The following is an 11,775-nucleotide window of genomic DNA, read 5'->3' as shown; positions in this document are numbered from 1 at the left end:
CCGGAATTCCAGGTGGATGGCCGTCTGACCTGTGGTGTTCCTGATCGCTTCCTTATCGAAGGAGACCCCTCCGTCCGGTTTGCTGGTGTTTGCGAAGCATCAGCGAACCGGTCGGAGAGGTCCTGTGACGAAGTCTGACAGAGAGATCATGGAAATCCTTGAGGCGTACGACCTGACCGGGACGGTCTGGTCGGCGGCGAGCTTGGCGGGGCACGACCCGAAGACGGTCAAGCGGTATGTCGAGGCCCGCGACGGCGGGCGCAATCCTTATGAGCGAGAGCCGCGGCCGAAGATGATCGACGCGTTCCTGGAGAAGGTCGAGGAGTGGGTCGAGCAGTCGAAGGCGACGATCCGCGCCGATGTGGTCCACGAGAAGCTCGTGAAGATGGGCTACCGGGGAAGTGCGCGCTCGACGAGGCGGGCGGTGAACGCGGCGAAGACCGCGTGGAAGACGGGCAAGCGCCGGACGTACCGACCCTGGATTCCCGAGCCGGGCCGGTGGCTGCAGTTCGACTGGGGCGAGGGGCCGCGGATCGGCGGCCGGCGGACCTGGCTGTTCTGCGCGTGGCTGTCCTGGTCGCGGTTCCGGGTCGTGATCCCGGTCTGGGACTGCACGTTGGGCACGCTGGTGGCCTGCCTGGACACCGCGTTGCGGCGGATTGGCGGGGCGCCGACGTATGTACTGACGGACAACGCGAAGACGGTCACCGTCGAGCACATCGCCGGGATCCCGGTACGTCATCCACAGATGGTCGCCGCGGGTCGGCATTACGGCTGCCAGGTGGTCAGTTGCGTGCCCTACGACCCCGAGTCGAAGGGCGGCGCGGAGGCCACGGTCCGTATCGCGAAGGCCGACCTGGTGCCCACGGATGCGAACCTGTTGCCCGCCTACGACTCCTTCGCCGAGCTCACCGATGCCTGCCGCACCTGGTGCGAGCAGGTGAACTCCCGTCGTCACCGGGCGACCGGGCAGATACCCGCGAGCCGCCTGGACGTGGAGCGCACCACCCTGCACGTCCTGCCCATCGAGCCGCTCGCGCTCGCGCTGGGCGAGGAGAGGCTGGTCGGCTCGGACCGCACGATCAGCTTCAACTCGGTGCGCTACTCGACCCCGCCGGGCTATACCGGCGCGAGGGTGTGGTGCCGGGTCGTCGGCGAGGAACTCTCCATCACCGCCCGCACCGAATCCGGGGACCTGTCGGAGATCTGGCGCCACCAGCTGTCCACCCCGGGTGTTCCGCAGATCATCGACGCGCACTATCCCGACCACCCGGACGGCCGCAGCGTTCACCAGCCGCGGCTGCGGCCGCGCTCGGAGGCGGAGATCGCGTTCGTGGGCATCGGGCCCGGGGCCGGGCGCTGGCTCAAGGAGGCCGGACCCGCCGGCGCGATCCGCATCCGCGCCAAGATGGCCCGCGCGGTCGAGCTGGCCACTGTCCTGGGCAACGACAAAGTCGACCAGGCCCTCGGTCTGGCGGCCACGGCCGGGCGCTTCGCCGACGACGACCTGCTCTCGATCCTGGGACACATCGCGGACAGCAAGCCCGCCGGCGAGGTCGTGCGCGCGGACGAGGCCCACTCCGTCCAGAACGGAACCATCGGCTGGCAGGCCCTGGGCCGCTGAGCCAACACGCCGCCCACCACAGCATTCTGACTGCACGTCACCCAAGAGAACGGCACCCCCATGAGCTTTCCCAGCCCGCCCGCCATCCCCGAGGAACTCGACAAACTCATGCGCCGCATGCGCCTGCCCTACATGCGCAAAGCGGCCCCGGACGTCCTGGCCACCGCCCGAGCCCAGCGTTGGGACCCCGCCGAGGTCCTGCGGCTGCTGATAGCCGAGGAGGTCACCGGCCGCGACGCGGCCACCCGGCGCCTTCGCCGCCACTCGGCGAACTTCCCCACCGGCAAAACCCTGGGCTCCTGGCGGGCCGAGGACTCCACCATCCCCGAACCCACCCAGAACTCCCTGATCACCCTGGAGTGGATCGGCCGCGCCGAGAATTTGGTGATCGCCGGCCCGTCGGGGACGGGCAAGAGCCACTTCACCGAGGGCCTGGCCCAGGCCGCGATCGAGAAGGACCTGCGGGTGTCCTGGTTCACCCTGGAGACGCTGAGCGCCGCGATCGGGAAGTCGAAGGTCGACGGGTCCACCGCCCGGACCGTCGCCCGGATCTGCCGCGCGGACCTCATCGTCATCGACGACATCGGCCTGCTGCCGGTCGGCGAGGACGCCGCCGAGGCGTTCTACCGGATCATCGACGCTGCCTACGAACGCCGGTCCATCGCGGTGACCAGCAACATTCACCCCTCAGGCTTCGACACGATCATGCCCAAGACTCTCGCCGGCGCCAGCACCGACCGCCTCATGCACCACGCTCACCTCGTGACCACCACTGGCGACTCACACCGCCTCGCCGAGGCCCTCGCCGGGAAGGGAGTGGTCCCCTTGAACTGACCCCCACCCCAGGAACACCACTGGCCACCCACCTGGGCATCTGATGGCCACCAGCCTGGACACCCAACGGCCACCCACCTGGGCATCTCAATGGCCGTTGACACAGGCCGACGATCATGCTTAGGCTCCAGCAGAAGCCGCACTCTGCCCGGGCTCTCGATGCCGGGCCGGGCAACCCGCAGGATGGTGGGCTTCACGCTGTTCCGCACCCCAGCAGGGTGGTGAATTTCCTGCTCGGCGGCACCGACCATCTGAGGGTGGATCAGGACGCTGCCGAGCGGCTGCTGGCTGTCTACCGGGGTCTGCGGGGTGCGTTGCAGGCGGAGCAGGAGTGGCTGGATGCGGTGACGGGGCGGTTGGTTCGGGAGGGGCTGCGGCAGTTCGTGCAGGTTGGTCCATTGCCGCAGGGCGTCATCGACCGGGCCGCGCAGTGGGCCGCTCCGGTGGCCCGGGTGGTCTATGCGTCCGGCAACGAGTTGGCGCTGGCTCGCTTTCGTGCGCAGTGCGCGGACGGCGGGGCGCGCCGGGTCTCAGTGGTACCCACCAATGGGCGCGAGCCGCTGGCCGTGGTGTCTGATCCGGTGGTCCGTGGGCTGGTGGACTTCTCGCAGCCCGTGGCGGTGGTGTTGGCCGGTGCGTTGCACTGGGGCGGGTGCGTGGCGCCTGGTGTGGTGGAGGAGCTGGCCGGGGTGCTGCCTGCGGGCAGCCGGGTGGTTCTGTCGCACGCCGTGTACCCCGATGGCGATCGGGAATGGGAGTCGAGCCCGCTGGCCCGGCCATTCGAGGCGGCACGGCTGCCACTGAGCCCTTCCTCGGCCGATGACGTCTGTTCGCTGTTGGCGGGCTTTCCGCTGATGGCGCCGGGGGTGCAGGAGGTGACGCGGTGGCGGGCACGGCGGGGTGTGGGCGAGATTCGGATTCTCGGGGCGGTGGCCCGCACGCAGCGCCTGGGTGCCGCCGGCAGGGCGCTGCGGTGAGGCAGGGGCGCGGAGCGCGACCCGGCGCTCGCCCCTCTCAAAACAGTCCCCTCAGCCGTCGATCTCCGTTGTGATCCCCTCCACCGTCCCCTCGGCGGCATGAGCCCTCCGCCGCTGGACCGCCCCGAGCCTCTTCCCTGTGGCGGTTGTGTCCACCCCAGCTCGGCGCGGTAGCAGGGAAGAGCGGGCCGCGCTCGCCGTCCCACCGGCGCGGCCCACCCCATTTGACCGCCCGCACGCCGCGCGTACCCCCTGACGCGGCGTGCGGGTGCACCACCCCGTACATACCCGCCCCGTATCCCTGATAAGGACGCCATGACCGCCCCGCAGACCAGTCAACCGCCCAGAGTGCGCCGCTCGGGCGTGGTGGAGTCCCGCGCCGGCCGTGGGTGCGGCCAAGCGCCGCAGACGGCGCTGGAGACCGGGCGGCCGAGTCCGGCCCGGATCACCGATCACCTGCTCGGGGGGAAGGACGCGCTGCCGGCCGATCGCAGGGCCGCCGAGCGGCTGGTCGCTGCGGTGCCAACGATCGGGCAGGCGGTACAGGCCCAGCGTCGGTTCGTGGAGCGAGCGGTACGGCATCTCGCGCGCGAGGAGGGCGTGCGGGAGTGGCTGGTCCTCGGCACGGGTCTGCCGAGCGAGCCGCCCCTGCACGGGGTGATCCAGGCGGAGCAGCCGCGGGCCCGCGTACTGCACGCCGACGCGGACCCGCTGGTGCTGAGCCATCTGCGGGCACGGTTGAGCTGCCCACCGCCGGGCCGGCTGGCGGTGGTGAAGGGCGAGCTGCGTGAACCGTCGGTGCTCTTGGGTGCGGCCGCTGTGCGGCAGGTGATCGGTGCGGGCCGGCCGCTCGCGGTGGTCTTGGAGACGGTGCTCGAGCAGATCCCGGACCAGGAGGATCCGTGCGGGCTGCTCGGCGAGCTGCTGCAGGTCCTGCCGAGCGGCAGTTTCGTTGTCCTCTCCCATGCCAGCGCCGACTTTGCTCCGGCCGCGTGGGAGCGGCTGGCCGAGGTCTACGAGTCTCTGCGCATCCCGGTCGTTCCGCGTAGTGCCGAGCAGGTCGCGCGCTTCCTGGACGGCCTGTTGCTCCAGACACCGGGCCCGGTGCCGGTCAACCGCTGGCAGCCGGACCGCCAGGCGATGACACAGCTGAGCGCGGCGACGGTTTCCCGCTACGGCGCGATCGGGCGCAAGCCATGAGCAGCGGGGGCAGTGCGGCCGGCCGGCCGGTGGACCGCCCGGGTGTAGGCGGGGTGCGGTGATGGTGCTCGGAGCGACGGACGTGGTGTTCCACCCGGCAGGCCTGGACAGCGAGTTACGCGGCGCGGTGACGGACCTCCAGGCGGGCCGGTGGATGTCCACCCGCGAGTTGCTGGCCCGCAGCGGCCGGGACCAGCCGCTGCGCACCGCGCGCAGCCAGGTGCTGGCGGGGGCGGTGGCGCGCTCGGATGTGCTGGAGCACTGGGCGCGGGAGGACTCCGGCAGCATCGACCTCGCCGTACTGGGGGCGCGGGTGGCGGTGCTGCGGGCGCTGGCAGCCGCTCGGGCCGGCAACGGCCAAGCCAACGCGATGCACGAGGCGGCCCGCGAAGCGTGCTGGCACGCATCGCGGATCGCACCGGCCGACCCCATTCCGTGGGTGGCGCTGCTGGAACTGGCCGTCCTCGACCCGGGCCAGACACTCCCGGAGCACCACGGCGAGCCGCCCGACCGCCTGCTGCGCGACGGTCCGTGGTGGCTGCTGTCGGAGCTCCAGCGACGTGATCCGTACAGCCGGGAAGGGCACCACCGGATGCTGCGGTGGTGGCTGCGCCAGGGCCGGGTGGGGGAGGCCTGGGAGTTCGCGAGCTGGCTGACGGGGCACGCACCTGCCGGCTCGCCCCTGCGACTGCTGCCGCTCTACCTGCACGTGGAGCGGGTCCGCAACGACCCGAGCCGGGGCGCGCTGCTGCGCAACCAGTGGCTGCGTGAGGGGGTCATGCGGGACACGGAGCGGGCCTGGCTCGGGTGGTTCCTGGGGCGGGCGAGCGAGGAGCGCTCGGTCTCCGACCTGAGCCACCTTGCCCACGCCCTGTGGGCCGGCAATCGCAAGGCGCAGGCGGCCCAAGTGTTCGAGATCCTGGGGTCGTTCGGCTCCCGGGAGCCCTGGGAGAGCGTGGCGGAAAAGCCCGGTGGCGGGCACGCCCTCCTGCTGAACGCCCGGCGCCAGGCCGCCATGGCAGCCTCCCGCAACTGAGATCGAAGGGCTGCGCAGCCCGATCGGCCGCGCACCCGAATTCGCTATCCCTGAAACCTCATTGGAGAAACTGTGTCCCGCAAGCACCGCGCCACTCCGCCAGGCACCGGCGATGACGACTCCCATCTGCAGTCACTGGGGTACACGCCGACTCTGGTCCGCCGGATGGGCGCCTTCGGGAACTTCGCGGTGTCGTTCTCCGTGATCTCGATCCTGTCCGGCTGCATGACGCTCTACGGATTCGGGATGACCACCGGCGGCCCCGCCGTGATGCTGTGGGGCTGGGTCGGCGTCGGCTTCATGGTCCTGCTGCTGGGCCTGGCGTTCGCCGAGGTCACCTCCGCGTATCCGACCTCCGGCGCTCTCTACTACCAGGCGCACACACTCGGCGGGCCGAAGTGGGGCTGGTACACCGGCTGGCTCAACCTCCTCGGACTGCTCGGGGCGATCGCCGGAATCGACTACGGCGCGGCCCAGTTCACCGGTGCACTGCTGCAGATGCAGTTCTCCTTCACCCCGACGCCCGGGAAGCTGTTCCTCATCTTCGCGGTCATCCTGCTGCTGCACGCGTTGGTGAACCTGCGCGGTGTGCGGCTGGTCAGCGTGCTGAACGGCGTCTCGGTGGTCTGGCACCTGGCGGGGGTAGCGGTAATCGTGGCCGTGCTTGCTCTGGTTCCGGCTCACCACCAGTCCGCCGGGTTCGTGTTCACCCACTTCGTCAACCAGACGGGGTGGCACAACTCCCTCTACGTGAGCGCCATCGGGTTGCTCCTGGCGCAGTACACGTTCTCCGGCTACGACGCCTCCGCGCACCTGTCCGAGGAGACGACGAGGGCGTCGATTGCGGCGCCGCGCGGGATCGTCCGCTCGATCTGGGTGTCCTGGATCGCCGGCGCCGTGCTGCTGGCTGGGCTCACCTTCGCGATTCAGAACTACGCCGGGACCATGGGCACCGCGACCGGGGTGCCGCCCGCGCAGATCTTCCTGGACGCGGTCGGCCCGACCGGGGCGAAGCTGCTGCTGCTCATCGTGATCGGAGCCCAGCTGTTCTGCGGTGCGGCCGAGGTCGCCGCCGCCAGCAGGATGGCGTTCGCCTTCTCCCGCGACGGCGCGCTGCCGGGCTCGGCCTGGTGGCGGCGGGTCTCGCCGAAGACCGCCACACCGGTGGCCGCGGTCTGGCTGTCGGTGGTCGCGGCCCTGGTGGTCACCCTGCCGGTCCTGTACTCCCCGACCGCATACGCCGCGGTCACCTCGATCAACGTCATCGGCATCACCCCGGCGATCGCGATCCCGGTGTTCCTGCGGCTGCGCGCCGGGCGGCGGTTCAAGCCCGGCCCGTGGCACTTGGGGCGCTGGAGCAAGCCGATCGGCATCGTGTCCGTGGCGTGGGTCGCGTGCGTGACGGTGCTGTTCTGTCTGCCGCAGGTCTCCCCGGTGACCGCCGACTCCTTCAACTACGCCGGCATCGCCTTGCTGGTGGTTCTGGTCGGCGCGGAGGTCAGCTACCGGGTGACCGGCCCGCGCTACAGCATCCCGGTCGCCGACCGGGCGATGGCCGAGCTCGAGGCCGAGGTCGTGTGATGACCACCGCACCGATGCCCGGACCGCCCCGGATCCCCCAGTTCCGCGGCAGGCTGACACCGATCCAGTTCCGCGATGCCGTGCGCATCGGCGACGTACGCCGAGTGCGAATCGCGACCATCGACCTACAGGGCCGACTGCGCGGTAAGACCTTCCCGGCCGGCATCCTGGATCAACTGCTGGACGGCACCATGCACATGGACGGCTGCGGGTACCTGCTGGCCACCGACCTGGGCATGGTGGCGGCCAAGAGCCGCTGGCACGACGGATTCGGGGACGTGCGGCTGGCCCCCGACGTCCGGTCGGCACGCATGGTGCCGTGGGTGCCGCACACCGCGCTGGTGCTCGCCGATCCGCTGGATGCCACTGGGCAGCGCCTGGTGGTCGCCCCCGGCACGGTGCTGCGCGAGCAGCTCGCCGAACTGGCCGGCCTGGGTCTGGAGATGAAGGTCGGCATGGAGACCGAGTTCGTGGTCTACCACGCCCCGGACGACGAGCAGGCCCAGCAGCACCTCACGGGTGCGCGCGCCCGGCGCCCGGTGACCGGCCCGGGGCACGACTACGCCTTCGACATGCCGGAGGAGCTGGCTCAGTTCCTGGGGCGTCTGACGTCGGGGCTGGCCAACGGCGGTCTTCCGGTGGAGGCGTTCAAGCTGGAGGGGGCTCCGGGCCAGCTGGAGGTGACGTTCCCGTACGGGGAGGCGATGGCGGCGTGCGAGCAGCACGTGCTGTTCAAGGAGGCGGCACGCGCGTTCGCCGCTCGGCGCGGCATGGCCGCGACGTTCATGGCGGCGCCCGACGATGCGACGGGCTCGGGGCTGCACCTGCACCTGTCGCTGTGGCGCGACGGCGAGGCGGTGCTCACCCACCCGGACCGGCCCGATGAGCTGTCGCCCCTGGGCGAGCACGTAGTGGCCGGCCTTCTCGGCGCGCTCCCGGACCTGATGCCGTTCCTCGCCCCGTACGTCAACTCCTACAAGCGGTACCGCGACCACAGCTTCGCGCCGACGCGATTCGCCTGGGGCCGGGACAACCGCTCCTGCGCGGTGCGGGTGGTCGGGCACGGCGGGAGCCTGCATCTGGAGGTGCGGCTGCCCGGTGCCGACGCCAACCCCTACCTGGTGGTGGCCGCCGCCGCGGCAGCCTCCCGCTGGGGAATCGAGCAGCACCTCGCCCCGCCCGCCGCGGTGCGCGGCGACGCCTACCAGGAGACCACCGCACCCACCGTGCCGCTCTCGCTCGGCGAAGCGGTCGGCACCTTCGAGAGCAGCGGCCTGGCCGTCGAGCTGTTCGGCGAGCAGGTCGTCGCCCACTACGCGCAGGCCGCCGACGCCGAACTCGCCTTCCACGAAAGCCATATCAGCGACCTCGAGCTCGTACGCGGCTTCGACCAAGCCTGACCCGCCAACCCAGAGAACCCGTTCCGACCCACGATGCAGGAAGCGACGCCCGTTGCCATCCCTCTCCCCGTCCACCGAGGACTGCCTGCTCCTCGAAAGCTGCCCGTCCATAGCGCTTCTGGTTGCAGGCCGGCCCGGTACCGCGACCACCCTGACCCGCACCCTGAGCGATGCCCCGCTGAAGCCGGTCACCGAACTACTGAGCGTCGCCGCCCCCGGAAGCGGCCTGGGCGAGGACCCCGACGCCACCGTCGAGCTCGGCCTCGGCCGTCTGCGGCTCGACCGTGCGGCGGTCACGCTCTTCGCCCTCCCCGACGAAGAGCGGCACTGGTTCCGCTGGGAAGACCTGCTGGCCGCCGCCGACGCAGCCCTCGTCGTCGCCGACCTGAACGATCCCCGCGGCTCCCTGGCCACGACCGAATACCTCCACCGACGGCGCATCCCCTTCACCGTGGTGGCCATCGACCAGCCAGCCTCTGCAGGGTCGGGCACCACGGCCACCGTCCGCCGGGCACTGCGCCTCCAGGACGCGCGCATCCCCGTCATCCCGACTGACATCAGCGAGCGCGGAGCGGCGCTGCACGCTCTCATCGCGCTCGTCGAACACGCCCTCACCACGCCCCTCTCGGTCACCGCTCTCCCACAGCAGAGGACCTGATCATGGACGCCGTCGACTACACCGGGCCCGCAGCCCTGGCCGCACCGCACCTGATCGGCATCAGCGACCCGGGCATGCCGGCCCTCGCCCAGCTGCTCAAGGAACGCGGCGCCCGCCCCACCGGCTGCGCCCATCCCGAGGACATGCCAGCGCATCTGGCCGAGCTCGGGATCAACGTCCTGCCCGGCCACGACCGCGCCCACGTTCGGGCCGACATGTCCGCGGTGCTGTGGGCATCGGCCTCCCTGACGCACGCCACGGAGACCAAGCGGGCCGAGGAGATGGGCCTGCCGGTCCTGCGCCAAGCGGACGCGCTCGCCCTGCTCGTCACCGCCACGCAGACCAGCATCGCAGTAGCCGGCAGCCACAGCACCACGCTCACCGCCGGCGCGCTCACCACAGCCCTCGGCTACCGCAACCCAGCCTGGGCACTGCTGAACCCGCCGGTCGGGGCGCCAGCCGGTCACCACAGCGGCGGCGACCTGCTCATCGCCGAATTCGGCCCGGATCTGAACCCCGAGGCCCAATGCTCGCCCACCCTCACCGTGATCACCGCCATCGCGGCACACCAGCCCCACCACGACGACCTCCAGAAGGCGGTGGAGCCGCTGGAAGCACTGGCACGCCGAAGTCAGATCGTCGTACTGTCCGGCTGGGATACCGGCTGCGCCCAACTCGCCCTACGTCTGAGTGAACAACACCCGGACCTAAGGGCTTGCAGAGAAGTAACCCGTGGCTTCCGGTGTTCTGGCTCGTTGATGTGCTATGAGAACATCGCGGGAGCAGCAGGCTTTGCTGCAGGCCAAGTTCGAGGCGATCATGCCGCACCTGGACGAGCGGCAGCGGCGGTTGCTGCTGGGTGCGGAGGCCCGGTCGATCGGGCATGGCGGGATCAGGCACGTCGCCCGTGCCGCCGGGGTGCGTGAGGCGACCGTGTCCGCCGGGGTGGACGAGTTGGAGTCCGGCGAGCCGCCGCTGGGCCGGGTGCGGAGGCCGGGCGGCGGCCGCAAGCGCGCCGTCGACCTGGAACCCGCCCTGCGAACCGCACTGTTGGCGCTGGTCGAGCCCGACGAGCGCGGCGATCCGATGTCCCCGCTGCGCTGGACCACCAAGTCCACCCGCCACCTCGCCGACCGGCTCACCCGCCAGGGGTACCGGATCTCGGCGGACACGGTCGGGGACCTGCTGCGCGAGGAGGGCTTCAGCCTCCAGGGCAACGCCAAGACCATCGAGGGTCGCCAACATCCCGACCGGGACGGCCAGTTCCGCTACATCAACGAACAGGCCAAGGCTCACCAGGCGGGTGGCGACCCGGTGGTCAGCGTGGACACGAAGAAGAAAGAGCTCGTCGGCCCCTACAAGAACGGCGGCCGGGAGTGGGAGCGCGCAGGCCACCCGGTCGCGGTCTCCACCCATGACTTCCCCGACAAGGAACTGGGCAAGGCGATCCCGTACGGCATCTACGACTTGGCCGCGAACACCGGCTGGGTGAACGTGGGCACCGACCACGACACCGCCGCGTTCGCGGTCGAATCGATCAGGCGATGGTGGCGCGGCGCCGGGCACACCGCCTACCCCGGTGCCCGGCGCCTGCTGGTCACCGCGGACGCCGGCGGCTCCAACGGCTACCGCACCCGTGCCTGGAAGGCCGAACTCGCTGCCCTCGCCGTGGAGACCGGCCTGATCATCACTGTGTGTCATTTTCCGCCGGGTACATCTAAATGGAACAGGGTCGAACACCGGCTGTTCTCCCACATCACCATGAACTGGCGCGGCAGGCCCCTGAGCAGCCACGAGGTCATCGTGAACAGCATCGCCGCAACGACCACCCGCACCGGTCTGACCGTCCACGCCGAACTCGACACGGCCACCTACCCCACCGGTGTGACGGTCGGCGACCGGCAGATGGACGCCCTGCCCCTGGACCGCCACGACTGGCACGGCGAGTGGAACTACTCCCTGCGGCCCGAGGAATACGCCCAGGTCAGCGATGCCCCCGACCCGTTCGACCAACCCAGCCCCGACCTCGCCTGGCTCTGCCACCCGATCCTGACCGGCCTACCCGCACCCGAGTGGGACGCCCTGATCACCACGCTCACGTCCCTCCACGACACCCAGCGCGAGGGCCAACTCGACAAGCGGCGCGGCCACCGGCCCCGCGTCAAGGGCGACGGCACCACCGGCCGGCGACCGGTTCTCACCCTGGCCGACCGCCTCCTGGCCGTTCTGCTCCACCAGCGGCTCGGTCTCCCGCAGGTCGCCGTGGCCCGGCTCTTCTGTGTCACACCCGAGACCGTCAACCGCCGCATCCGCGACGTCCGCAACCTCCTCCAGGCCGCAGGCCACACCATCGAGCCTGCCGGAGCCCAACTGTCCGACCTGGACGCCCTCTACAAGCTCGCCACGACCCAAGGCATCACTCTTCCGGCAGAGATCAAGACTGCGAGTTGATGATCTGCAAGCCC

General features: G+C 70.8%; 10 protein-coding genes. All 10 read left to right on the top strand.

Annotated elements, in window-relative coordinates; genetic code table 11:
- Positions 1 to 148 precede the first annotated feature (148 nt).
- The 10 genes from istA (at position 149) to AC060L_RS37070 (ending at position 11,761) form a co-directional block, all read left to right on the top strand.
- Entirely contained in the window at positions 149 to 1,624 is a 1,476-nt protein-coding gene (istA, locus tag AC060L_RS37115; protein WP_483799923.1) for an IS21 family transposase, read from the top strand.
- A 60-nt stretch (positions 1,625 to 1,684) separates the two neighbouring features.
- Complete coding sequence (istB, locus tag AC060L_RS37110) at positions 1,685 to 2,458, top strand: IS21-like element helper ATPase IstB (RefSeq protein ID WP_483799922.1); 774 nt, start codon at positions 1,685 to 1,687, stop codon at positions 2,456 to 2,458.
- A gap of 116 nt (positions 2,459 to 2,574) precedes the next feature.
- Positions 2,575 to 3,435 (top strand): SAM-dependent methyltransferase, encoded by an 861-nt coding sequence (locus AC060L_RS37105; protein ID WP_483803406.1) that lies wholly within the window; start codon positions 2,575 to 2,577, stop codon positions 3,433 to 3,435.
- Positions 3,436 to 3,750: 315 nt separating this feature from the next.
- Positions 3,751 to 4,635, top strand: coding sequence for an SAM-dependent methyltransferase (locus AC060L_RS37100; protein WP_483803405.1), 885 nt, complete (start codon positions 3,751 to 3,753; stop codon positions 4,633 to 4,635).
- Between the two features lie 61 nt (positions 4,636 to 4,696).
- The gene (locus AC060L_RS37095) at positions 4,697 to 5,671 is read left to right on the top strand and encodes a hypothetical protein (RefSeq protein WP_483803404.1); all 975 of its coding nucleotides are present in this window, start codon (positions 4,697 to 4,699) and stop codon (positions 5,669 to 5,671) included.
- 72 nt (positions 5,672 to 5,743) lie between these two features.
- Complete coding sequence (locus tag AC060L_RS37090; RefSeq protein WP_483803403.1) at positions 5,744 to 7,252, top strand: amino acid permease; 1,509 nt, start codon at positions 5,744 to 5,746, stop codon at positions 7,250 to 7,252.
- Entirely contained in the window at positions 7,252 to 8,652 is a 1,401-nt protein-coding gene (locus tag AC060L_RS37085; protein WP_483803402.1) for a glutamine synthetase family protein, read from the top strand. The genes AC060L_RS37090 and AC060L_RS37085 overlap by 1 nt, the downstream gene beginning before the upstream one ends.
- A 52-nt stretch (positions 8,653 to 8,704) precedes the next feature.
- Positions 8,705 to 9,310 carry a hypothetical protein gene (locus tag AC060L_RS37080; protein ID WP_483803401.1) on the top strand — a complete coding sequence of 202 codons (606 nt, stop codon included), beginning with the start codon at positions 8,705 to 8,707 and terminating at the stop codon, positions 9,308 to 9,310.
- Between the two features lie 2 nt (positions 9,311 to 9,312).
- Positions 9,313 to 10,236 carry a Mur ligase domain-containing protein gene (locus AC060L_RS37075; RefSeq protein WP_483803400.1) on the top strand — a complete coding sequence of 308 codons (924 nt, stop codon included), beginning with the start codon at positions 9,313 to 9,315 and terminating at the stop codon, positions 10,234 to 10,236.
- Positions 10,130 to 11,761, top strand: a complete 1,632-nt coding sequence (locus AC060L_RS37070) for an ISAzo13 family transposase (RefSeq protein WP_483803407.1) — start codon at positions 10,130 to 10,132, stop codon at positions 11,759 to 11,761. The genes AC060L_RS37075 and AC060L_RS37070 overlap by 107 nt, the downstream gene beginning before the upstream one ends.
- Positions 11,762 to 11,775 lie beyond the last annotated feature (14 nt).

It is taken from the genome of Kitasatospora sp. NEAU-69 (genome assembly GCF_057158765.1).
Note: the sequence above shows the minus strand (reverse complement) of the source record. Positions and strands in the feature narration are given on the sequence as shown.